Here is a 21,267-nt window from a genome sequence, read left to right on the forward strand (position 1 = left end):
CGCCCTTTCGATCATGCTCACTTACTCTGCAGCGAAGTGTTTGTGAGGAGCACGCACAGTAACTATAGGAAGCACTGATAAATTCGGTACAACCATCTTGACGCATCTTTTTTGCCCGCACTTCGGCGGAAAATCCTCCACAGAGCACCACTCTGCGTCCGGTTTTCCACCTCGTTCGGACGAAAAAATCTACGCCAATCTGGCAGACCTCATTTTATCAGTGTTTCCTATATTTTCGCACAAGAAAACCGAGACGGCAAGCCCGTCTCGGTTCTGTCCGATCAATGAGAGATGTTACGGAAGTACGACATCAACCCCCAGGTCTGCGGCAGCGGCACAAATATCGGATGGTGGCTCCGTATCCGTGACAAACCCCGACAGGGAATTGAGCGGTGCATAGTCATAGTTGCCGTCCGCAGCGAATTTGCGCGCCTCTGCGAGTACGTAGGAACGCTTGCTGCGTGCGATAATGGTTGCCTTGTTGAGTCCGTCGTCGATGTCGTAGGTGGAGACACTGTTTGCCTTAACGTTGACGCCGACGGCGCCGACAAAGGCAATATCGGGCTTCAGCTTTCCGATGAAGTCCTGCGTCATACCGCCCCAGAATCCGTCACGTCCGCGGTTGATCTGCCCGCCTGCAAAGATCAGCTCGATGCGGGGATTGCGTGCCAGGACGCCGAGCACATCGACCATGTTCGTGACAACGGTCAAATCACGGTCGCTCTTCATGAGTAGTTCTGCAATGGCAAGGTTGCTCGTGGACACGTCGAGGAAGACCATATCCTTGTCATGGATGAGAGAGACAGCTGCCTGCGCGATGCGCCGCTTTGCCTCGACATCCATGTGACGATGACGGCTTACCTCGATCATGTGAACGCTTTGGGTCAGTTTCACGGCACCACCGTAGGTGCGCTTGAGGCGTCCTTGCCGCTCCAGTGACCCGAGATCCTTGCGGATGCAGTCCTCGGTGACTTTGAATTTGGCGCTGAGCTCCTTGACCTTAACCTTGCCGTCACGCTCCACCATGCGGACGATGAGCTCTTGACGCTCCTCCAGAAACATGATATTCACTCCCTTTACGCAGATGAAAATAGAAACGCTCATATATCTGCGATTCAATGTAGCGTCCATCCTTTGCATTCAGTGTAACGCAAAACAGACAAAATAGCAAGACAATTTTATCTATTGAATTAAATTTATAGGAGTGAAATCACCATTTATATTCTATTATAATAAACAAATTCCTGCATTTCGTAGTATTAAATTATGATTATATGGGAATAACAAGAAAAATCCCCCGATCACGATGATTTCCATTGTCCTGTATACAATGTTGATATCGCAGTAGGACGTATCTGATCGGGGGAATTCTTATTCGAAAAAAACCATTCTGTTTACTAATCGAAAGAAGATGCTTTACGCACCGACTTTCAGCTTATCGCGTCCGAAGACGTGGCGATTGAAACCGATCTCTTCCTGTGTCATGCCGAGTGCGAGCCCAACGAGCTGCTGCAGGTGGAGGATGGGCATGTCGGTCTCACCGCGGACCGCGTCGCGTCCCTCGGGTCCGTACATATCGAGCTGCATCTGGCAGAGCGGGCATGGGGTGGCGATGAGATCGGCATCTGCGTGTGCCGCACTTGCGGCGATCTGTCCCGTGACGGTCAGCACGTCGTGCTCGGCGGTGAACTGTGCGTGGAAGCCGCAGCACTTGCGCCCCGCATCGAACCAGACGGGCTCCCCCCCGAGGCGGCGTACGAGACGCTCGAAGGACTCGGGATAGTCGCCTTCCTCATAGTGCATCTGCGGTTTCGGACGCAGAATGTGGCAGCCGTAGTAGCAGGCGACCTTTGTCCCCTGCAGTGCGTCCGTGATCTTTCCGTCGAGCACCTCGGGATGCTCATCGAGGACCCAGAGGAAATGCGTGATGTCGCTCGTCCCCTGATATGCGTACGGATGACCTGCTTCCTCCAGGATGGCATTCACCTTGTCCTTCAGCCCCGGCTCATGGTCGAGTCGGTATTTTGCCGTGCGCAGCTGCAGCGTGCAGGTGTTGCAGACAGTGAGGATGGGGAGTCCCATATTCTCTGCGATGGAGATGTTGCGTGCGTTTATGGCGAGCATGGCGAGGTCGTTCACGCCCTGCCCGTGGGATGCGCCGCAGCACGTCCAGTTCGGGATTTCTTCGATCTCAATGCCGAGCTTTTCGCAGACCTTCTTGAGCGAGGTATATGCCTCGGCTGCCGCGCCGTCGAGGACGCAGCCCGGGAATAGTGCGTATTTCATTATGCGTCCTCCTTATCGGCGTTCTCCGCCGCCTTGACAATGGCGTCGATGGTCTTGATCTCGGGGTTGATGGGATGTTTGGCGAGCGGATCCATCTTGCCGACGTTCATGAGGCGCAGTGCCATCGGCAGGCGCAGGCTCGACATGAGGTATCCCTCGGATTTGATGTTGAGCTTCGACTCGTCAAGCGTGCCGGAGGTCTGGATGTCATCGTAGATCGCCTTTGCGTGGCGCGCACCGACGTTGTCGTCGAGGTGATGCTTAAAGGTTTCCGCCTTCAGCTTCTCGATGGCACCGGCGGGGTCGAGCCCTTTCGGACATTTTGCTGTGCACTCCTGACAGTTGAAGCAGCGCCACAGCCCGGCCTCGATGACGGCCTTCAGATGCTCCTCGGGGCTTTTGCTGCGCGAGTCGGCGACGAGCTTCTCCGCCTTGACGAAGGCAAAGGGATCGAGGAAGTCGTCCTGATTCAGTGTGTTCTTGTTGCACTCGGAGACGCAGGATCCGCAGAGAATGCAGCCTGCGTATTTTTTGTACTTGTTGAAGTCCTCGGGGGACTGGAGACAGCCCGTTTCCGCCGTGAACTCGTCCTTCGGATGGAGGGAGGGTTTTACCTTTTTGAGGCGCGCGTATTTTGGATCCCAGTCGACGATGAGGTCGCGGATCACGCGGAAGTTGCCGAGCGGCTCGATCGTGAGCTCGTCGCTCTGATAGCGTGCCGTGAGGTCGTCAATCAGCACCTCGCAGGAGAGCTCGGCGTTGCCGTTGACGCGCACGGCGCATGCGCCGCAGATGCTCGAACGGCAGGAGCAGGTGAAGGAGAGCGTCGGATCCTGCTGCTCCTTGATGTAGGTCAGTGCGCCGAGAACAGTAAGTCCTGTGGAGCGCGGCACGGTGAACGTGTCCACCCACGATTTGCCCTCGACATAGCGATGGATTTTGAGTGTTGCGTCCATGTCAATACTTCCTTTCCTTTGGCGGATACTTCGTGATGACGACGTCCTTGTACTCCGCCGTGTACTTCCCGTCGGGCTGCTTGTAGATCAGCGTATGCTTGAGGAAGTTCACATCGTCGCGCTTCGGGAAATCGCGGCGCGAGTGTCCGCCGCGGCTCTCCTTGCGTGCCGCCGCGCCCTGCACGATGGCATGGGAGATCTGCAGGAGATTGCCGAGCTCGACATACTGCTCGAATGCTGTGTTGTAGACATGGGAGCTGTCGCCGACATAGCAGTTCTTGTAGTCCTCTTCGAGCGCACGCAGTTCCTTCGATGCCGCTTCGAGCTGCGCACCGTCACGGAACACGCCCGCCTTGTACCACATCGTGTTGACCATGGCATCGCGGATCTCGGGAACCGTGCGGTTCGTCGTGTGCGGACGTGCGGTCACCTTGTCAAAGTGATCCTTCCACTTCGTGCACGCTGCAGCGAGCTGATCCTGTGTGCCCTCGTAGCTGTGTTCCTTGGCGTAAGCGGCGGCACCCTCGCCTGCCGTCTTGCCAAAGACGAGCACCTCGGAGAGACTGTTTGCCCCAAGGCGATTCGCACCGTGGACGGAGACGCAGCTGCACTCGCCCGCCGTAAAGATGCCGGGGATGCGCGTCGCGCCCGTCTTGTAGTCGGCCATCTCAAGGCCTCCCATGGAGTAGTGGCAGGTCGGGCTGATGAGGACAGGCTCCTTCGTAATATCAACGCCCGCAAAACGCTTTGCGAGGTCGTAGACCTGCCCGAGGCGTTCGTGGATGCGCTCGGGCGGGATCTTTGTAAAGTCGAGGTAGACGCCGGCGGTCAGCCCCTCGCCGATGCCGCGTCCCTGTTCGATCTCCGTGGCGATGGCGCGTGCGACAATGTCGCGCGTCGCGAGCTCCATCTTCTCCGGGGCATATTTCGACATGAAGCGTTCGCCGTTCTTGTTGAAGAGCTGTGCGCCCTCGGAGCGGCTGGACTCGGAGAGCAGAACGCCGTTGACGGAGAGACCTGTCGGATGGAACTGCACCATTTCGGGATCCTTGAACGGGATCCCGACGTTCATGCCTGCGACGATGCCGTCGCCCGTCGAGCTGTACGGATTGGAGGTACGCACCCAGTAGGCACGGCCGTAGCCGCCTGTGGCAATGATGATCGTCTTCGCGGGAATGCCGATGAGGTCGCCCGAGCGCATATCCATCGCGACAATGCCCGCGAGTTTGCCGGCGTCCGTCATGCTGATCTCGAGCATCTGGCACTCGGAGATGAAATCAATATTGTGTGCAAGGCACTGTTCGAAGAGTGCGTGCACCATGGCGTGTCCCGCACGATCCTCGAAGTATGCTGCACGCGGATAGGATGAGCCGCCCATCTTGCGCTGATGGAAGTGACCATCCTTCTGACGGTTGTACGGATAGCCCATGTAGTCCATCTCGAAGATGGTTTTGCCCGCGTTCTCTGCGAAATACTCGACTGCGTCCTGATCACAGAGATAGTCGCCGCCCTTGATCGTGTCGAATGTGTGCGACTCGATACTGTCATTAGGGTCGGTGACGCCCGTCACGCCGTTCATGCCGCCCTGTGCCATCGTCGATGCTGAGCGCGTCGGGACGAGCTTCGTCAGGACAGCGACTTTCAGATCCTTGTTCTGAGCTGCCGCGAGTCCTGCACGCATCCCTGCACCGCCGCTGCCGATGACGAGCACGTCATAGGTCACGTCGCCGCGCCGTACCTGCTCCGGGATGTTCTTTCCCCCGCAGCCGAGATAGGCACCGGACATGAGGACAACGCCCGCCGCTGCTGTTCCCTTGATAAAGGTGCGGCGTGAGATTTCCATTGCCATTGCTTTTCCCTCCTAATGATACATAGAATCTATTTCAATTATAAATAAATCCTATAATAGGTTCCTATTTCGTTCTTGGAGAAAGAACTCCTTCTTTTTGGATAAAAGAAGTACTTTACTGAATATTGCGGAGTATAAGGGCTAAAATGGCACAAAAAAACTCCCCTGACGAAGCGGGGGAGGGGGCTATGCGGTGGCGGGCGTGCTGTGAACGGAGGCTGCGTGTGTGCTGCTGCATCAGAACTGACAGTATGCCGGCATTCCCGTGCTTGCGCAGCGCGCGGGATGTTGCTAGAATACAGGTGATATCAGTACTTCCTTAGCTGCGCAGGGCACGGCGTTTGAGGACGTAGTTCCACACGGTGACGATGCTGGCGGCAATGATCTTGGCGAGCATGTAGTAGACGCTGAGTCCGTCGACGAGCCCCCACATGAGGAGCTGGTTGAGGGCAAGTCCTGCGATGCTCGAACCGAAGAAGAGAATTTTCGCGCGGTGCGTTTCGGCGGATGCGCCATGAAAGACGTAGATGAGGCAGAGACGATAGTTGACAAAGACGGAGATGCTGAAGGAGATCCCCGACGAGAGGAGATAGTAGAGCCCTGCATACTCTGTGAGGATGTAGAGCAGCCCGTAGTCGAGCAGGAAGCAGCCGCCCCCGACGAGGAGGAAACGGAGAATTTCATGAAATCTGGATGGCATGGGTCACCTCGGAGGATTGAACTGCGGCGTGAATATCGTCTGCTGTTTCTGCATGCTGCACAGAGGCACTTGCTCTGCTAAGGTTCACTTAGGAACATGGTGCGCTCTTGCTTCGATATATTGGTGCAGAAGGATGATCATACGATATCGCCGCTGAAGAAAGGAATCCTATATATGATACAAAAGTTTTTCCGGTTGTTCAAGTCGCCCCTTGTTCTTCTGCTCGGCATGGCGCTCTTCCTCGGCGGGTGCGGGGGGGATGTGACAGCGGAGGAGACGCGGATCGTGATGGGGACGGTGGCACGTTTGACCGTGCGTGCGGATGAGATCACGTCGCAGGCGGCGCTGCGGGACGGGATGGCGGTACTTACTGCGGTGGAGGAGGATGCGGACGGTGCGGTGCTCGCCCGTGTGGAGGCGGCGGCAGGGACGGGGGGATGGACGGAGGTGCCGTCCGGGCTCTATGAGACGCTTGCCCTTGCGCAGGAGATGGCGCGGCAGTCGGACGGTGCGTTTGATATTACCTCGGGCACGCTGACGGAGCTGTGGGATGCGGCGCGTGCCGCACAGTATCCGCCGACGGCGGAGGAGGTCGCCGCGGCGCGCGCACACGTCGATTGGCATGCGCTTGAGCTGCGAGAGCGTGCCGCTGATGATGGAGAGCACCCGGAGGTACGGCTTCTGCGCGCGGGGATGAAGATCGACCGCGGTGCACTGATCAAGGGCCTGGCACTCGATGGCATCCACAGCACATGGCAAGATGCAGACATCAAAAATGGGCTCGCCGATCTCGGCAGCAGCTCGATTCTCGCGTGCGGCGTGAATGCGGAGGGGGAGCCGTGGCATATCGGCATCCGCAATCCGCGCGGGGAAAGCCGCAGCGATCTCGCTGCGGCGGCGCAGCTCTCGGATGCCATGCTCTCCACATCGGGCGACGATGAGCGGTATTTCCTCTGCGAGGGGCGGCGGTATCACCATCTCGTCGACCCGCGCACGGGCTGTCCCGCAGAGACGGGACTCGCGTCCGTCACCGTCATTCTGCCGCAGAATGCGATGGAGGGGACCGCGTGGGCAGGGCATGAGGGACAGCTCTCGGATATGCTCTCGACGGCAATCTTCGTCATGGGCGCGGAGCGTGGGCGCAGCCTCCTCTCGGAGATTCCGGGTGCACAGCTCATCTTGATTGGGACAGATGGACATGTGATCGAGTGACAAAAAGGCCTGCCATTCGGAAGCGTATTCCGAAGGCAGGCCTTTGCTGCAGAGAAGGTCACCCGATCTGTGTGACGTGGCTGACGTTGAAGCCCTTTGCCGCGAGACGCTCCCTGACTGTCTCCACATCCGGTATGTCGGCGCGGATGATGATGTCGTAGGTGCCGCTCGGCTGGGGGATGGTGACCATGCTGTCGATACTGATATCAAGATCGGCGAGTATGGTGGCAATGTCGCGGAGGACGCCCTTGCGGTCGGTGACCGCGATGGTCAGGCGCGTCTTGCCGCTGTCGAGTCCCATGATGGTGACGAAGGCGCGGAAGATATCCGTGGAGGAGATGATGCCGACGACTTTGCCGATCTCGGAGAGGACGGGCATGCCGCCGATCTTTTCGCGCGCCATGATGAGCGCCGCTTCCTCGATCGTCGTTGTGTCGGTCACGGTGATGACGTTCTTCTGCATGACGTCGGCGACCTTGATCTTCGAGAGCAGGGTGCGCAGCTCAAAGCGGTCGAGCGTGGTTGCTGCCGAAGGCGAGGCACGCAGGAGGTCGCGGTTTGTGAAGAAGCCGACGAGCTTTCCGTGCTCGACGACAGGCAGGCGGCGGAAATGCCCCTTGTCCATGATCTTTGCCGCCTCGTCGATTCCCACATCGGGGGCAATGGTGATGGGGTTCTTGGTCATGCAGTTGGCAACAAACATAATGCTCCTCCTTGCAGGGATGAATTTGTATATTACTGTAATATTCGCGCTTTAGGGCGTGTTTTCCTTCTTTTCTTATCCGCCCAGATAGGCCTTGCGTACCTCCTCGCTCGCAGCAAGATCCTTTGCGGAGCCCGAGAGCGTGATGCGTCCCGTCTCGAGAACGTAGGCACGGTTCGCGATGGAGAGCGCCATATTGGCGTTCTGCTCGACGAGCAGGATGGTCGTGCCCGCCTTGTTGATGTCAACGATGATGGAGAAGATTTCCTTGATGAGGAGCGGCGCAAGCCCCATCGACGGCTCATCGAGGAGCAGGAGACGCGGACGGCTCATGAGTGCGCGTCCCATGGCGAGCATCTGCTGCTCACCGCCCGAGAGCGTGCCCGCCTGCTGGGAGATGCGCTCCTTCAGACGAGGAAAACGCGTAAAGACCATCTCCATGTCGCTCGCGATGCCGTCCTTGTCATTGCGGATGAAGGCACCGAGTTCGAGATTCTCGAGGACGGTCATATCGGCAAAGATGCGCCGCCCCTCGGGCACCTGTGAGATGCCGCGGCGTACGATGTCGTGGGCGCCGAGCCCCGCGATGCCCTGTCCCTCAAAGTCGACGGCGCCGCTCTTCGGAGCGATCAGCCCCGAGATCGTGCGCAGCGTCGTGGACTTGCCCGCACCGTTCGCACCGATGAGGGTGACGATCTCCCCCTGATGCACCTCAAGCGAGATGCCCTTCAGTGCGTGGATCGCACCGTAGTAGACGTTGAGATCCGCGATGCGGAGTATGGGGGTGCCGTTCTGCGGCTGTGTTGTTTCGTTTGCCATGATTATTCCTCCGACCCCAGATACGCGCGAATGACCTCGGGGTTTTTCTGAATCTCGTCCGGCGTGCCGTTTGCGATAATTGCGCCGTACTCGAGCACGTAGATGCGCTCGCAGATGCCCATAACAAGTGACATATCGTGCTCGATCAGGAGAATCGTGATGCCGAACTCCTTCTTCACCCAGCGGATCATCTCCATGAGTTCGATCGTTTCCTGCGGGTTCATGCCTGCCGCCGGTTCGTCGAGGAGCAGGAGGGACGGCTGTGCCGCGAGGGCACGTGCAATCTCGAGACGGCGCTGTGCTCCGTAGGGGAGGTTCTTCGCCTTCTCCTGCGCCATGCCGTCGAGATGGAAGATCTCGAGCAGACGATGTGCCTCCTCTGTGAGTTTATCCTCCTCCGTGCGATAGCGTCCGACGCGCAGTATCGCCTCGATGAGACCGTAGTTCATGTGGCAGTGATAGGCGATCTTGACGTTGTCGAGGACGGAGAGCTCGCCAAAGAGGCGGATGTTCTGGAACGTGCGGGCGATGCCGCGTGCCGTGATCTGGTAGGGAGATAGTCCGACGATACTCTTGTCCTTGAATAGGATTTCGCCTGTCGTGGGATGGTAGACGCCCGTGAGGAGATTGAACGCAGTGGTCTTGCCGGCGCCGTTCGGTCCGATGAGTCCGATCAGCTCACCGTATTTGATGTGCATGTTAAAGTCGGCGACCGCTTTGAGTCCGCCGAAGACCATGGAGACATCCGTTGCTGAGAGCAGGTTTTTTGCCATTATGCTTCTCCTCCCTTCCGAAAGAAGCGGCGCAGCGGCTGCATCGCCGTGACCTCAACGTAGCCGAAAAGGCCCTGCGGACGGTAGAACATGAGCAGGATGAGCGCGAGCGCATAGATGATCATGCGCGCATTCGGGAAGCTCGCGAGAGCCGCCGAGAGGAAGGTCACGACAAGTGCGCCCGCGATCGAGCCCGTCATCGAGCCGAGACCGCCCATGACGACCATGATGAGGATATTGAACGACTGCATGAAGGTAAAGGATGCGGGGCTGAGGATGTACATGTTGTGCCCGAAAAGGCAGCCCGCCACGCCCGCAAAGAATGCGCCGATGGTAAAGGCAAGCACCTTGTATTTCGTCGTGTTGATGCCCATGGACTCCGCCGCGATCTCGTTCTCGCGGATGGCGAGGCAGGCACGGCCGTGGCGGGAGTTCACAAAGTTCTTGATGATGCAGAGCGTGGCCAGCATGAGGAAGAACACCCATGTGAAGTTCGTGAGGTGCGGGATGCCCTTGAATCCTGCCGCACCGCCGACATAGGGAACGTTGATGATGATGATGCGGACGATCTCGCCAAGTCCCAGGGTCGCGATGGCGAGATAGTCGCCGCGCAGACGCAGCGTCGGCAGACCGATCAGTGCGCCGAGCAGTCCTGCCGCAGCGCCGCCCGCGAGGAGTGCTGCCGCAAAGGGCAGGTGGAAATTCGTTGTGAGCACGACGCCGACATAGGCACCGATCGCCATAAAGCCCGCGTGCCCAAGGGAAAACTGTCCCGTGTAGCCGTTGATGAGGTTGAGGCTCGCCGCAAGGATGATGTTGATGCCCGCGAAGATGAGATTGAGCTGCCAGAAGGCGTTCAGCATCCCCGCACTCGTCAGCCCCATGATGACGGCGTAAATGATGAGGGCAAAGACGAGCATTTTGAGATCATTTTTCGTTGATGGATTCATCGTCACCCCTCCTTAGACCTTTTCCTTAACATTCTTGCCGAAGATGCCCGCAGGGCGTATGAGCAGGACGAGAATCAGGATGGCGAAAGCCGCTGCATCGCGGAACATGGAGAAGCCGAGCCCCGAGATAAACGCCTCGACAATGCCGAGAACGATGCCGCCGACGACGGCGCCCGGCAGGATGCCGATGCCGCCGAACACCGCCGCGACGAACGCCTTGATGCCGGGCATGATGCCCATGAGCGGATCGATCGAGTTGTAGTAGATGCCGATGAGTACGCCCGCAACAGCGGCGAGCGCCGAGCCAATGGCAAACGTGATCGAGATGATGCGGTTCGCATTGATCCCCATGAGCTGTGCCGCTTCCGTATCGTAGGAGGCGGCACGCATCGCCTTGCCGATCTTTGTCGAGCGGACGATGTAGGTGAGGATGAGCATCAGCAGGAGGGTGACGCCCATGATGAGCATCTGCTGGCCGCTGATGATGAGCCCGCCGAGGTCAAACGACACGTCGCTGAGTGTGGCGGGGAACGTGCGCGGCGTCGGTGAAACAATCGCCATCATCACGTACTCGAGGAGGAAGGACACGCCGATTGCCGTGATGAGCACGGAAATGCGCGGCGCGTGGCGCAGCGGACGGTAGGCCAGCCGCTCCACCACGACACCGAGCAGGGACGTGACCGCCATGGAGATGAGAATCGCCGGCACAACGGGGATTCCGAGCGTGATTGCGTAGAAGCCGAGGTATGCCCCGACCATGTAGATATCGCCATGGGCGAAGTTGATGAGCTTGATGATGCCGTAGATCATCGTATAGCCGAGAGCGATCAGCGCGTAGATGCTGCCGAGCGAAATCCCGTTGATGAGCTGCTGCAGAATCTGTTGCAGTACCTCCATAGAAAAACCTCCCTGAGATGATGAAAAGAGCCGCAGGATGCGGCTCTTTGAACGTTTCTGTGCAGATTAGTTTGCGCTCGGCATGATCTTTGCGACCACCGCGCGGTCGCCATCCTTATTCTCGAGGATGACTGCCTGCTTGATCGGGTTGTGGTTTGCATCCATCGTGATCGTGCCCGTGCCGACGATGAGGTCCTTTGTCTCCTCGAGGGCTTTGCGCAGCGCCTCGGGATCGTCGGAGCCTGCACGCTTCAGCGCATCAACGAGCAGCTTGCCGGCGTCATAGCCAAGGGCAGCAAAGACGTTCGGCATGTGGCCGTATTCCTTCTGATAGGCATCGATGAAGGGGCGCACTGACTCATCCTTGTCGGAGTAGTGTGTGCTGAAGTACGTGTTGTTCAGCGCATCCGCTCCTGCGAGTGCGGCGACCTTTGGATCATCCCAGCCGTCCGTGCCGATGATGGGTGCTGTGATGCCGATCTCACGCGCCTGCTTGACGATCTTGCCGACTTCCTCATAGTAGGCGGGGACGAAGATCACATCTGCATTCGCCTCGCGCAGACGCGTCAGCGTCGCCTTGAAGTCCTGATCCTTGCTCAGGAATGCCTCGGTCATGAGCACCTTGCCGCCGCCGGCGGTGAAGACCTTCTCAAAGACCTGTGCGAGGCTCTTGGAATAGTCCGTCGAATTGTCGAGGTAGATGACCGCCGTCTTTGCTTTCAGTGTATCGAGGGCAAACTTCGCCATGACATCGCCCTGCTGCGGGTCGATGAAGCAGCTGCGGAAGATCCACTGCTTCACCTGACCATTCTCGACCGTGACGTCCACTGCCGTTGCATCCGGGGCGATGACGGGGATCTTGTTGTCCGCCGCAATCTGTGACTCGGCGATGACGTTTGCGGTTGTCGCAGGGCCTACGATGGCGCGGACATGATCATCGGAGATCAGCTTTGTCGCTGCATTGACGGACTCTGCCGCTTCGGACTTGTTGTCCGCCTCAACGAGGGTGATCTTTTTGCCATTGATGCCGCCGGCATCATTGGCTTCTTTGATCGCGAGCTTCAGCCCTTCGAGCGTCGATGTGCCGTAGTTCGCAGTGTTGCCGGTCATTTCAAAGTTTGCGCCGATGCGGATCTCGTCCGAGTTTGCCGTATTTCCTCCGCAGCCGGCAAGTGCCGAGCCAAGAAGAGCCGTGCCGACGAGTGCAGCGGCAAGACGCAAGGCTTTTCCTCCGAATCTCATGGATATACCCCCTTAGATAATGCCTATGAAAAATATAGTCCACATTATACGGGAGCGCACGCCGTTCGTCAAGGGATACATTTGACAGAGAGGATTTTTCATTGCTATAATAACGGAACTTCATATATATATCTTTCTCACAGCTATGGGGGAAGAGGGATTTACACCAAGGGAGAATAATATGAATGAGAAGAAATTTCCGCTCACGAAGGAGGAGACGCTGCGTCTCATCGAGCGGTACCCGACCCCGTTTCATCTCTACGACGAGGCAAAGATCCGTGCGAACTTCCGCCGTCTGCGCGAGACATTCGCATGGGCGCCGAGCTTCCGTGAGCACTTTGCCGTAAAAGCACTGCCGAATCCGCGCATTGTCCAGATTCTGCATGAGGACGGAGCGGGCACGGACTGCAGCAGCACCCCCGAACTCATCATCTCTGCCGCAGCGGGCGTCAAGGGCGAGGAGATCATGCTCACCTCGAACGATACGCCGTATGAGGAGTTCCAGAAGGCGATCGAGCTCGGTGCCGTCATCAACCTCGATGACCTCAGTCACCTTGACTATATGGCGAAGCACGCCGGCCTGCCGAACCTCCTCTGCTTCCGCTACAACCCCGGCAACCTCGTCGAGGGCAACGATATTATCGGAAAGCCCGTCGAGGCAAAATACGGGCTCACGCGTGAGCAGATGTTCGAGGGCTATCGGCGCGCCCTTGAGATGGGCGTGAAGCGGTTCGGCGTGCACACGATGGTGATCTCTGCCGAGCTGCGCACGGAGGCATTCCTCCTCACGGCACGTCTCATGTTCGAGCTGGCGGCGGAGCTGAAGGAAAAACTCGGCATCCACGTTGAGTTTGTCAACCTCGGCGGCGGCTTCGGCATCCCGTACCGCCCCGAGCAGGACGGCATCGACTATGACGCCGTCGGTGCGGGCATCGAAAGGCTCTATAATGAGATCATGCGCCCCGCCGGGCTCGGCGATGTCGGCATCCGTACGGAGAGTGCACGCGGCATCACGGGTGATGCGGGCTGGCTCGTCTCCACCGTGCTCCATGAGAAGGACACGTACAAGAAGTACATCGGCCTCGACTCCTGCATGGCGAACCTCATGCGACCTGCGATCTACGGCGCCTACCATCATATTACCGTCCTCGGCAAGGAGAATGCACCTGCCGACCACGTCTATGATGTGACGGGCTCGCTCTGCGAGAACAATGATAAATTTGCTATTGACCGCGCCCTGCCGAAAATCGACATCGGAGACATCCTCATCATCCACGACACGGGGGCGCACGGCAGTGCGATGGGGTTCAACTACAACGCAAAGCTCCACTGCGCGGAGCTCCTGCGCCGTATGGACGGCTCCATCGAGCTAATCCGACGCCCGCAGACCATCGACGACTACTTCGCCACGCTGAAATACGAGGGCTCACTGATCAAGTAATTTCATAATAAGAAGGCGCTGACGAAGCTAAAACTTTGTACAGCGCCTTTTTTATATGAATATTTCTCTCTATGCGTCAGCGCAGCACCATGCTCAGGAGGGCGATCTCGACCATGGCGGCGATGCCGAGGACGAGCGTGCCCATCGTCTGGACGCGGTAGCCCTGATCGGGGGTGAGACCGCTGAACTCGGAGACAACCCAGAAGTACGAGTCGTTCGCATGAGAGACGGTCATTGCTCCTGCGCCGATCGCCATGCAGACGAGCGTCGCCTGCAGCGGCGTATCAAAGCCGAGGACGGTGAGCAGCGGTGCGATGATGCCCGCCGTCGTAATCATGGCAACGGTGGACGAGCCCTGCGCGGTCTTGAGCACCGCAGAGAGCAGGAATGGGAAGAAAATGCCCAGACCACCGAACACATCTGCGTGTGCCGAGATGTATTTCACCATGTCGGAGGTCGCAATTACCTTGCCGAGCACGCCGCCCGCCGCCGTGATGAAGAGGATGGGGCCGACGGTCATGAGGCTGTCATTGCAGATGGCGTAGAACTCCTCCGAGCGTCCGACGGAAAAGAGCTGCATCGTTGCGAATACCATGCCGACGCCAAGAGCGATGATCGGCGTGCCGAGGAACCTGATGACCTCGCCGGAGAGCCCGGTCACGCCCGCCATGGTGACAATGGAGGACAGTGCCATGAGAGCAATGGGGACGATGATCGGGGCAAGCGTGCTGAACCCGGAGGGGAGCTTGCCGTAGGAGGCGATGAGCGCCGTATAGCTCTTCGTCACCTCATCGGGCTGCGCCTCGTCCTTCGACTGTACCTTTGTGCCGATCCAGCGCGCATAGAAGTAGCCTGCGATCAGCGGGAAGATCGAGCAGAGAAGACCAAGCCCAATCACCTGCAGGAGATAGTCGCCGATGCCAAGTGTGCTTGCCGCAGCGATAGGGCCGGGGGTCGGCGGGATAAAGACGTGTGAGATAAAGAGTCCCGAGCTCAGGGCAAATGTCATGGCGACGGCGGAGACTGCCGTGCGGCGGACGAGTGCCTTGCGGATGGGGCTCAGGATAACAAAGCCCGAGTCGCAGAATACGGGGATGGAGACGACCCAGCCCATGAGCTGTACGGCGATGACGGGCTTTGTCTTGCCGACGAGGCGGATCATCATGTCTGCGAGCTTCAATGCGCCGCCCGTTTTTTCGAGCACGGTACCGATCATCGCACCAAGGATAATGACGATGCCGATGCTTGTGAAGGTCCCCGAAAAGCCCTGTCCGATGATGGTGGCAAGACCATGCTGCACTGTTCCGTTTTCGAGTTTGTGATCGACAAGCGGGATGCCGGCAGCAAGTCCAAGTCCCAGTGAGACAAGCATGATGGAGATGAACGGATGGATACGCAGCTTTGAGATCATGACGATCATGATGACGATCGCCAGCCAAAAAGCGAAAATCAGCGGTAATCCGGTCATAGCAATACCTCCTTACTGCGAGAAACCGAGAAAACGGTTCCCGTTCAAATAAAATATCAATGCAGTTTTATTTTAATCCTATGAGAAGCGTTTGGCAAGTGTGAAAAAATAAAAAACGGATGCAATTTCCTGCATCCGTCGTCTTTGCTTATCTTGTTTATCCTGTGATTCCGAGGATCTTGTCCAATTTCTCGCGGTCATAGCTGAGGGCGAAGTCCTTGCCGTCCGCCGTCGTCACGGGAACGATAGTGTCGCCGGAGAGCGCCTTGCACTCCGCGAGGGCGGCAGGGTCGTGCTCGATGTTATGCTCCTCATAGGGAATGCCGCGATATTTCAGGTAGTGTTTCACCTTCGTGCACCACGGGCAGACCGTGATGGAGTAAACCTTTACCATGAAGCCCTCCTTATGCGCCGATGAGCTTGTCGATGGCGGGCTGATCAAAGCCGCGCACGTATTCACCGTTGTCGGCGAGGATGACGGGGCATGCAGCCTCGCCCGTGAGCTTCACGAGCTCGTCGTAGGCGGCGGGCTCCTTCTCAATGTCGCGCACCTTGTAGGCGACGCCCTTCTTGTCGAGATACTTCTTTGCCTTCGTGCACCACGGGCACGCGTCGAACGAGAAAACCTGAATCATGGGAATTCCTCCTTGTTGTTTATATCAAATCGTTCATTACTTCTTCAAAGCCGCGAGATACTTCTCCGCGTGGAGGGCGGCGGTCGTGCCGTCGGCGGCGGCGGTCGTCAGCTGGTGGATCTCCTTGACGCGGATATCGCCGGCGGCAAAGACACCCGGGATCTCCGTGCGGCAGTCCTCACCCGCCGGGATGTAGCCCGCCTCCGTGAGGGCGAGCTGCCCCTTGAAGAGCTCCGTATTCGGGATAACGCCGATGTTGACGAAAATCGCATCGACCGGCAGTGTCTCCTTCGCGCCCGTATCCTTGTGCAGGAGATCGACGGACGTGAGCCGATCCTCACCGTTCAGATGTGTGATCTCCGTCTCGAGCATCACTGTCACCTTTGGATTGGCGTAGAGCGCATCCTGTGAGGTCTTATCCGCGCGCAGCTGAGAGCGGTGGATAAGGTAGAGGTGCTTGGCGTACTTCGTGAGGAAATTCGCCGCATCGACTGCCGCGTTGCCGCCGCCCATGACGGAGATCACCTTGCCCTGATACGTGTGCCCATCGCACATGTGGCAGTAGTGCACACCGTGATTGAAGTAGTGAGGCTCCTGCGGCAGCGGCAGCTTGCGGCGGTTCATGCCCGTGGCGATGATGACGACGGGCGTCTCGTAGATGTACGTCTCCGTCTCCACGATCTTCGGCGTGGATTTGAGGTCGACGCGTTCAATGCGGTCGAACTCGTCAATCTCCGCACCGAAATTCGTCGCCTGCTTTTCGAGCGTCCCGATCAGCTCCATCCCGCTCACGCGTTCGAAGCCCGGATAGTTCTCGATGTCCGCCGCCGTGGCGATCTGACCACCGACGAGCGAGTTCTCGAGGACGAGCGTCCTGAGATTCATGCGCCCCGCATAGAGGGCGGCAGTCAGCCCCGCCATGCCGGCACCGATGATGATAATATCCTTTTCGATATGTTCTTTTGCCATAGCTTCATCTCCCTGTGATCCACGACATTGACTTTTTGATTTATTATAGCATGGCTGTCAATAGGGTATTCCTGTTTTTTGGAGAGTCATTGTTAAAAGATGACACAAAAATAGCCCACACTCCACTGTGGACTATCTTTGCTGTGTATTATATTTTAGGAGAGCTTTGGAAACATCCGAGGATGTTTCCTCAACGAAAGCTTGTATAGAATATAGCACATGTGAGAAAGAAAATCAATAGGTATTTGAGAAAAATTTTCAATAATTTTTTAGGGTAAGCGTTTTTTATTTCTCAGCTACATCGAGAGAGGTGAGCGGCGTCCCCGCGGGACTCTCGGCAAGACGCTGCAGGAGCAGGGCATAGAGTGCCTCGATGGGGAGTGTGCCGCCCGAGAGAGCGCCGAGCTCTGCCGCCCGCACACCGACCTCATAGCGGCGGATGTCCGCGCCGCCCTCAATGCACTGCGTTGTGAGGACGACGGTGCAGCCCGCCTCGCGCGCGAGCTGCAGGGCGGGGAGGAAGCTCGCCTCCGCATCCTCTGTGGGGACGCTGCCGAGGCCGTAGCCCTCAATGATGAGGCCGCGGCAGCCCGCCTTGATGCAGGTTGTGACGGCGTCGGGGGACATCCCCGGGTAGAGACGGAGGACGGCGACGCGCCGCTCCAGTGTCCCATGCAGACAGAAGGGGGCAGATGGCGGGACGGGCGCGGCATCGAGGTCGATCTCTGTACGCCCGATGCTGCGGAAGGCATCGTCGGCGAGGGAGTGAACTTTCTTTGCGGCGTTGCCGTGAATGATGCGTCCGCCGAACGCGATCATGACGCCCGCATGTCCGCTGAGCGCAGCGCGTGCAGCGAGGCGCAGATTTGCCCCCGCATCCGAGTCCGCCGTGCCGAGTGGCCGCTGCGCCCCCGTGAGGACGACAGGGCGGTCGATATGCTCGAGCATATAGTAGAGGGCAGCGGCGGTGTACGCCATAGTATCTGTGCCGTGTGAGATAATGATGCCGTCGTGTGCCTGACGACAGTCGGCAACGCACCGGGCGATCCGCTCCCAGTGCGGCGGGGCGATGTTGGTCGAGTCGAGGGCGAGGAGGTCGAGTGTATCCACGGCGGCGTCTTTCACGCCCATCGCAGCGCGCAGGTCATCTGCGGAGAGTGCGGGACGCAGACCGTGTTCCGTTTCCCGCGAAGCAATGGTGCCGCCCGTGGCGATCAGCAGGATTTTTTTCATGGATGCTGCTCCTTTTTCTCGCGACGTCGTGAACGGTAGTCAATCCACATGTGATGCAGGGTCATGAGCGGGTGATGCAGGAGCATGCGAGGTCCGCTCCAGCGCATCACCTCACGGATTTTCTCCCGCATTTCTCGGCTGTAACAGTGGACGGGACAGGCAGAGCAGAACGACTTGACATCCATGCGCGGGCATGCCGTGATACGGCTGCGGGCATAGGTGAGGAGGCGGCGGCAGTCGGGACAGAGCGAGGGCTCGCTCTCAGATGCAGCACTGCGATTCGCGTGATGGTGTCCGCGGCAGTAGATGCCGATCATCATCGACATCACCTCGGCTTCCATCGCGCGTTTTTTTTCGGTATCCATGTAGCGTAACCTTAGCTAGAATATGCCAGAGGCGGGAGGGTATTGCTGCTTGGCAGACGATTGGCAGTGTGTGTACTGTAAGGGTAGCTTTCCTTATAAACTGCCTCAGGAGCAATGTCAATTGCTCCATTCTGCCATGTGAGAAATCCGTGCTCCAAGCGTGCTGTATCAAATACGCTGCGATCGGACAGCGGCGCGAATGCAGGATAGCGTAGAAGTCCCGAAACATCGAAAATACGCTCCTCGCCTGTTGAAAATGTGACGACCATGTAAAGGTCGTCAATGATGCGAAAACCGGTGATGGTCAGATCCTCATAAGGCTCTGAGGCATAGGCAATCCCATCTCGAATATACATGATGTGTCTCCTATCTGAGCGGTTCGATCTTGTCAAAGTGCATCCCGCGTACGGCGTTGTTCCATGCAGCATAGAGTTCATCCTCGTGGATATAGAGCCATGCTGTGAGAAGCTTTAACTGCTTGTCCGGCAGTTTGCCAGCAAGGAGTTCTCCGTCGATGGCGACGGATGCCTTGAAGTCACCGTAGAATACATGAACGTGTGGTTTGTGATGGCGGTCATCATCGAAAAAGATCATCTTGATGACCATACCCATAAAACGACTGAGTTCGGGCATAAGAAAATGCATCTTTCTATATCAATAGTATAAAGCGGTAGCGTGGGGCTGTAAAGCATTCAAGCGTGTGCGCTTTTCTTTTCCTCCTGCGCACGGCGGAATTTTTCGAGCAGATCCATTTTGTGCTCCATTTTGTGGACGAATTCACGTGCGGCAGCGCGATCCGCTTCGTTTGGATGCTCGGCGGCACGCACCCAGCGCTCCTGCGCCTCGGGGCTGTTGTGGGTGTCGTCGGGATCGGATTTCTTGCGTCGCTCGATGAGGGCGGGCGCGAGCTTTCCCTGCGCGGAGAACGTGCCGAGGATTTCGCAGCCCTTTCCGAGGAGGTAGGCGGCACGCGCAAAGGAGGTAACGGCGTGCTCTGAGCCGACGTCCGTTCCGTGCGTCTGGAAGAGGACAACGCGCGCATCTGCGACCTGCGGCAGGTATGCCTTCATGCGGTCGTCGGGACCGCCGCGCCGTATCCAGTAGCCGAGGGCGACAACCTCGTAGGCGGAGAGATCCATTGGTGCGTTCTGGATGGGGAAGAGGTCAGCTCCTGCCGTATCGGCAATCTCCTCGGCAATTGTTTTGGTGTTGCCGGAGGCGGACGAATAGATGACGGCCCATTTTCTCATGTGACGATACTCCTTTACATTTCCCTGCAGTTTGCTAGAATGATAGCTGTTGGAATTATTACAGCACACTTTTGCGTATTGTGCAAGGAAATCAATCACAGGAGGCTATGAGATGAAATATGAGATACGTCATGCGGCGGGACTGCTCTCGACGGGACATGGGATGGTGGACTTCTATGGAAACTTCCTGCCCATCCTCCTCCCGCTTCTCATGACGCAGTTCGGCCTGTCCCTGACGATGTGCGGCGTGCTCGTCATGGTCTCATCGGTGACGACGAATATGCTCCAGCCCGTCATTGGCTGCGTGATGGATCGACGGAACTTCAGCCCGCTTCTCCCATGGCTTGTGCCTGCCGCTGCTGTCCCCGTGTGTCTGGTGGGGTACGTACCGTATACGGCGCTCCTCTTCCTCGTCGTCGCCGTGACGGGGGTCGCGGTCGCGGCCTACCATCCGCTCTCCTCGATGCTCGTCGGACGTACGGCGGCAGAGGGGCGCGGAAACGGGATGATGAGTTACTTCATCGCAGGGGGGAACGCGGGCATGGCGTTTGTCCCGCTGATTCTCGTCGCTTTTCTCGACTGTTTTCCGCTGCGTGCTCTGCCGCTTCTGATTCTTCCGACGATCCTGATCGCTGCGTTGTTTCTGCGCTCGGGGCTCTGTGCCGTCTCCACCCTGCCCGAACACGCCCCTGCCCATCCGTCGAAGCTCTCGCACGTCCTCTTTGCCCGTACGACGGTCACACTGAACCTTGCGATGGGGCTGCGCTGCTGGACGCACGGTGCATTCGGGACGTTCCTCCCGCTCCTCCTCGTCAGCAGCGGCGAGGATACGCACGCGGCGGGGCTGTTCCTTACGATCTTCATGGTCGGCGGCATGATCGGCGGTCTCGTCGGCGGCAACCTCGCCGATGTGCTTTCGGGGCGCAGAATCATCGTGGGGGCGCTCCTCCTCGGGATTCTTCCATGCGCCTACTACTTCACTCATGTTAGTGCAGACATCGTGGGCGGCATCCTGCTCTTTGCCGCAGGATTTATGCTGATGGCACCGCAGCCGAGCTCGATTATCTGGGCACAGCAGGCGCTCCCCGAGAATGCGGGCATGGCGTCGGGGATGATGCTCGGCATGTCGTTTGGCCTCGGCAGCCTTGGTGTCGCGGCGACGGCGGCACTCGGCGACCACATCGGGCTCGCGCCTGCACTCCTCGTCTCTGTCATCGCGCTACCGCTGGCGGCTCTTCTCGCATTCGTGACGCCGGAGCCGGAGTCGGAGCGGGAATAGCTCTATCTTATGAGCTCATGAGGAATGCTGCGGTCATAGCGGACGGCGACGATACTCCGCAGCAGCCTTTCGTGGGGCAGGCATACAACTGCCTGCGTCGGGAAATTTGCACGGCGGATGCTGTCTGTCTTTTTTGCTGCAGAACCTATATGATTTTTTTATGATTTTCATGAAAAATATTGATATCGTTTATCTTCTGAAATATATTGAAAAGTGAATGCGATTCAAGTATCATAAAAG

Annotated in this window: 23 protein-coding genes; 3 read left to right on the forward strand and 20 right to left on the reverse strand. The window is 57.9% G+C overall.

Features of this window, described 5'->3' with window-relative positions; genetic code table 11:
- Nucleotides 1-294: 294 nt before the first annotated feature.
- The 5 genes from HMPREF9166_RS09310 to HMPREF9166_RS09330 all read right to left on the reverse strand — a co-directional run bounded on the left by HMPREF9166_RS09310 (nt 295) and on the right by HMPREF9166_RS09330 (nt 5,791).
- Nucleotides 295-1,062: a DeoR/GlpR family DNA-binding transcription regulator gene (locus tag HMPREF9166_RS09310; protein ID WP_039981321.1), complete on the reverse strand. Its 768-nt coding sequence runs from the start codon at nt 1,060-1,062 to the stop codon at nt 295-297.
- Between the two features lie 354 nt (nt 1,063-1,416).
- A complete protein-coding gene (locus HMPREF9166_RS09315) occupies nt 1,417-2,286 on the reverse strand; it encodes a CoB--CoM heterodisulfide reductase iron-sulfur subunit B family protein (RefSeq protein ID WP_006690294.1) in 870 nt (289 codons plus the stop codon).
- Entirely contained in the window at nt 2,286-3,242 is a 957-nt protein-coding gene (locus tag HMPREF9166_RS09320) for a succinate dehydrogenase/fumarate reductase iron-sulfur subunit (RefSeq protein ID WP_009753769.1), read from the reverse strand. The genes HMPREF9166_RS09315 and HMPREF9166_RS09320 overlap by 1 nt, the downstream gene beginning before the upstream one ends.
- Before the next feature lies 1 nt (nt 3,243).
- On the reverse strand, nt 3,244-5,091 hold the full coding sequence (locus HMPREF9166_RS09325) for an FAD-binding protein (protein WP_009753770.1): 1,848 nt from the start codon (nt 5,089-5,091) through the stop codon (nt 3,244-3,246).
- Nucleotides 5,092-5,410: 319 nt separating this feature from the next.
- Nucleotides 5,411-5,791, reverse strand: coding sequence for a GtrA family protein (locus tag HMPREF9166_RS09330; protein ID WP_009753771.1), 381 nt, complete (start codon nt 5,789-5,791; stop codon nt 5,411-5,413).
- A gap of 174 nt (nt 5,792-5,965) precedes the next feature.
- Between HMPREF9166_RS09330 and HMPREF9166_RS09335 the strand changes: the two genes are divergently transcribed.
- Entirely contained in the window at nt 5,966-7,003 is a 1,038-nt protein-coding gene (locus HMPREF9166_RS09335) for an FAD:protein FMN transferase (RefSeq protein WP_039981725.1), read from the forward strand.
- A gap of 58 nt (nt 7,004-7,061) precedes the next feature.
- On the opposite strand, the gene HMPREF9166_RS09340 is transcribed toward HMPREF9166_RS09335, so the two are convergent.
- The 6 genes from HMPREF9166_RS09340 to HMPREF9166_RS09365 all read right to left on the reverse strand — a co-directional run bounded on the left by HMPREF9166_RS09340 (nt 7,062) and on the right by HMPREF9166_RS09365 (nt 12,387).
- Nucleotides 7,062-7,706: a CBS domain-containing protein gene (locus tag HMPREF9166_RS09340; RefSeq protein WP_009753773.1), complete on the reverse strand. Its 645-nt coding sequence runs from the start codon at nt 7,704-7,706 to the stop codon at nt 7,062-7,064.
- Nucleotides 7,707-7,781: 75 nt separating this feature from the next.
- Complete coding sequence (locus HMPREF9166_RS09345; RefSeq protein WP_009753774.1) at nt 7,782-8,525, reverse strand: ABC transporter ATP-binding protein; 744 nt, start codon at nt 8,523-8,525, stop codon at nt 7,782-7,784.
- 2 nt (nt 8,526-8,527) lie between these two features.
- A complete protein-coding gene (locus HMPREF9166_RS09350) occupies nt 8,528-9,298 on the reverse strand; it encodes an ABC transporter ATP-binding protein (protein ID WP_009753775.1) in 771 nt (256 codons plus the stop codon).
- Complete coding sequence (locus HMPREF9166_RS09355; RefSeq protein ID WP_009753776.1) at nt 9,298-10,248, reverse strand: branched-chain amino acid ABC transporter permease; 951 nt, start codon at nt 10,246-10,248, stop codon at nt 9,298-9,300. The genes HMPREF9166_RS09350 and HMPREF9166_RS09355 overlap by 1 nt, the downstream gene beginning before the upstream one ends.
- 12 nt (nt 10,249-10,260) lie before the next feature.
- Nucleotides 10,261-11,145: a branched-chain amino acid ABC transporter permease gene (locus HMPREF9166_RS09360; RefSeq protein ID WP_006690285.1), complete on the reverse strand. Its 885-nt coding sequence runs from the start codon at nt 11,143-11,145 to the stop codon at nt 10,261-10,263.
- Nucleotides 11,146-11,211: 66 nt separating this feature from the next.
- The gene (locus HMPREF9166_RS09365) at nt 11,212-12,387 is read right to left on the reverse strand and encodes an ABC transporter substrate-binding protein (RefSeq protein ID WP_009753777.1); all 1,176 of its coding nucleotides are present in this window, start codon (nt 12,385-12,387) and stop codon (nt 11,212-11,214) included.
- 181 nt (nt 12,388-12,568) lie between these two features.
- Between HMPREF9166_RS09365 and HMPREF9166_RS09370 the strand changes: the two genes are divergently transcribed.
- A complete protein-coding gene (locus HMPREF9166_RS09370; RefSeq protein WP_039981323.1) occupies nt 12,569-13,828 on the forward strand; it encodes a diaminopimelate decarboxylase in 1,260 nt (419 codons plus the stop codon).
- A 76-nt stretch (nt 13,829-13,904) separates the two neighbouring features.
- Here the strand turns inward: HMPREF9166_RS09370 and HMPREF9166_RS09375 are convergent, their stop codons facing one another.
- The 9 genes from HMPREF9166_RS09375 to HMPREF9166_RS09415 all read right to left on the reverse strand — a co-directional run bounded on the left by HMPREF9166_RS09375 (nt 13,905) and on the right by HMPREF9166_RS09415 (nt 19,748).
- Nucleotides 13,905-15,296: a GntP family permease gene (locus HMPREF9166_RS09375; protein WP_009753779.1), complete on the reverse strand. Its 1,392-nt coding sequence runs from the start codon at nt 15,294-15,296 to the stop codon at nt 13,905-13,907.
- 157 nt (nt 15,297-15,453) lie between these two features.
- Complete coding sequence (locus HMPREF9166_RS09380) at nt 15,454-15,690, reverse strand: glutaredoxin family protein (RefSeq protein ID WP_009753780.1); 237 nt, start codon at nt 15,688-15,690, stop codon at nt 15,454-15,456.
- A gap of 10 nt (nt 15,691-15,700) precedes the next feature.
- The gene (locus tag HMPREF9166_RS09385; protein ID WP_006690279.1) at nt 15,701-15,931 is read right to left on the reverse strand and encodes a glutaredoxin domain-containing protein; all 231 of its coding nucleotides are present in this window, start codon (nt 15,929-15,931) and stop codon (nt 15,701-15,703) included.
- Between the two features lie 36 nt (nt 15,932-15,967).
- Nucleotides 15,968-16,900 carry an NAD(P)/FAD-dependent oxidoreductase gene (locus tag HMPREF9166_RS09390; protein ID WP_009753781.1) on the reverse strand — a complete coding sequence of 311 codons (933 nt, stop codon included), beginning with the start codon at nt 16,898-16,900 and terminating at the stop codon, nt 15,968-15,970.
- A gap of 285 nt (nt 16,901-17,185) precedes the next feature.
- The gene (locus HMPREF9166_RS09395) at nt 17,186-18,133 is read right to left on the reverse strand and encodes an asparaginase (RefSeq protein ID WP_009753782.1); all 948 of its coding nucleotides are present in this window, start codon (nt 18,131-18,133) and stop codon (nt 17,186-17,188) included.
- Nucleotides 18,130-18,498 (reverse strand): nitrous oxide-stimulated promoter family protein, encoded by a 369-nt coding sequence (locus tag HMPREF9166_RS09400; protein ID WP_009753783.1) that lies wholly within the window; start codon nt 18,496-18,498, stop codon nt 18,130-18,132. The genes HMPREF9166_RS09395 and HMPREF9166_RS09400 overlap by 4 nt, the downstream gene beginning before the upstream one ends.
- An 11-nt stretch (nt 18,499-18,509) precedes the next feature.
- The gene (locus tag HMPREF9166_RS09405; RefSeq protein WP_009753784.1) at nt 18,510-18,854 is read right to left on the reverse strand and encodes a DUF2442 domain-containing protein; all 345 of its coding nucleotides are present in this window, start codon (nt 18,852-18,854) and stop codon (nt 18,510-18,512) included.
- A gap of 10 nt (nt 18,855-18,864) precedes the next feature.
- Nucleotides 18,865-19,131 (reverse strand): DUF4160 domain-containing protein, encoded by a 267-nt coding sequence (locus tag HMPREF9166_RS09410; RefSeq protein ID WP_039981324.1) that lies wholly within the window; start codon nt 19,129-19,131, stop codon nt 18,865-18,867.
- 59 nt (nt 19,132-19,190) lie between these two features.
- A complete protein-coding gene (locus HMPREF9166_RS09415) occupies nt 19,191-19,748 on the reverse strand; it encodes a flavodoxin family protein (RefSeq protein ID WP_009753786.1) in 558 nt (185 codons plus the stop codon).
- Nucleotides 19,749-19,860: 112 nt separating this feature from the next.
- Here HMPREF9166_RS09415 and HMPREF9166_RS09420 point away from each other — a divergent pair, with 112 nt between their 5' ends.
- Nucleotides 19,861-21,027: an MFS transporter gene (locus HMPREF9166_RS09420; protein ID WP_009753787.1), complete on the forward strand. Its 1,167-nt coding sequence runs from the start codon at nt 19,861-19,863 to the stop codon at nt 21,025-21,027.
- The last annotated feature ends 240 nt before the right edge of the window (nt 21,028-21,267 follow it).

Source organism: Selenomonas sp. oral taxon 149 str. 67H29BP, assembly GCF_000146365.1.
Classification (GTDB): Bacteria; Bacillota; Negativicutes; order Selenomonadales; family Selenomonadaceae; genus Centipeda; species Centipeda felix.

Excerpts from the sequence above, each read along its gene's own strand:
- HMPREF9166_RS09310 (WP_039981321.1), bottom strand. The coding sequence starts at position 1,062 with ATGTTTCTGGAGGAGCGTCAAGAGCTCATCGTCCGCATGGTGGAGCGT.
- HMPREF9166_RS09315 (WP_006690294.1), bottom strand. The coding sequence starts at position 2,286 with ATGAAATACGCACTATTCCCGGGCTGCGTCCTCGACGGCGCGGCAGCC.
- HMPREF9166_RS09320 (WP_009753769.1), bottom strand. The coding sequence starts at position 3,242 with ATGGACGCAACACTCAAAATCCATCGCTATGTCGAGGGCAAATCGTGG.
- HMPREF9166_RS09325 (WP_009753770.1), bottom strand. The coding sequence starts at position 5,091 with ATGGCAATGGAAATCTCACGCCGCACCTTTATCAAGGGAACAGCAGCG.
- HMPREF9166_RS09330 (WP_009753771.1), bottom strand. The coding sequence starts at position 5,791 with ATGCCATCCAGATTTCATGAAATTCTCCGTTTCCTCCTCGTCGGGGGC.
- HMPREF9166_RS09335 (WP_039981725.1), top strand. The coding sequence starts at position 5,966 with ATGATACAAAAGTTTTTCCGGTTGTTCAAGTCGCCCCTTGTTCTTCTG.
- HMPREF9166_RS09340 (WP_009753773.1), bottom strand. The coding sequence starts at position 7,706 with ATGTTTGTTGCCAACTGCATGACCAAGAACCCCATCACCATTGCCCCC.
- HMPREF9166_RS09345 (WP_009753774.1), bottom strand. The coding sequence starts at position 8,525 with ATGGCAAACGAAACAACACAGCCGCAGAACGGCACCCCCATACTCCGC.
- HMPREF9166_RS09350 (WP_009753775.1), bottom strand. The coding sequence starts at position 9,298 with ATGGCAAAAAACCTGCTCTCAGCAACGGATGTCTCCATGGTCTTCGGC.
- HMPREF9166_RS09355 (WP_009753776.1), bottom strand. The coding sequence starts at position 10,248 with ATGAATCCATCAACGAAAAATGATCTCAAAATGCTCGTCTTTGCCCTC.
- HMPREF9166_RS09360 (WP_006690285.1), bottom strand. The coding sequence starts at position 11,145 with ATGGAGGTACTGCAACAGATTCTGCAGCAGCTCATCAACGGGATTTCG.
- HMPREF9166_RS09365 (WP_009753777.1), bottom strand. The coding sequence starts at position 12,387 with ATGAGATTCGGAGGAAAAGCCTTGCGTCTTGCCGCTGCACTCGTCGGC.
- HMPREF9166_RS09370 (WP_039981323.1), top strand. The coding sequence starts at position 12,569 with ATGAATGAGAAGAAATTTCCGCTCACGAAGGAGGAGACGCTGCGTCTC.
- HMPREF9166_RS09375 (WP_009753779.1), bottom strand. The coding sequence starts at position 15,296 with ATGACCGGATTACCGCTGATTTTCGCTTTTTGGCTGGCGATCGTCATC.
- HMPREF9166_RS09380 (WP_009753780.1), bottom strand. The coding sequence starts at position 15,690 with ATGGTAAAGGTTTACTCCATCACGGTCTGCCCGTGGTGCACGAAGGTG.
- HMPREF9166_RS09385 (WP_006690279.1), bottom strand. The coding sequence starts at position 15,931 with ATGATTCAGGTTTTCTCGTTCGACGCGTGCCCGTGGTGCACGAAGGCA.
- HMPREF9166_RS09390 (WP_009753781.1), bottom strand. The coding sequence starts at position 16,900 with ATGGCAAAAGAACATATCGAAAAGGATATTATCATCATCGGTGCCGGC.
- HMPREF9166_RS09395 (WP_009753782.1), bottom strand. The coding sequence starts at position 18,133 with ATGAAAAAAATCCTGCTGATCGCCACGGGCGGCACCATTGCTTCGCGG.
- HMPREF9166_RS09400 (WP_009753783.1), bottom strand. The coding sequence starts at position 18,498 with ATGGATACCGAAAAAAAACGCGCGATGGAAGCCGAGGTGATGTCGATG.
- HMPREF9166_RS09405 (WP_009753784.1), bottom strand. The coding sequence starts at position 18,854 with ATGTATATTCGAGATGGGATTGCCTATGCCTCAGAGCCTTATGAGGAT.
- HMPREF9166_RS09410 (WP_039981324.1), bottom strand. The coding sequence starts at position 19,131 with ATGCCCGAACTCAGTCGTTTTATGGGTATGGTCATCAAGATGATCTTT.
- HMPREF9166_RS09415 (WP_009753786.1), bottom strand. The coding sequence starts at position 19,748 with ATGAGAAAATGGGCCGTCATCTATTCGTCCGCCTCCGGCAACACCAAA.
- HMPREF9166_RS09420 (WP_009753787.1), top strand. The coding sequence starts at position 19,861 with ATGAAATATGAGATACGTCATGCGGCGGGACTGCTCTCGACGGGACAT.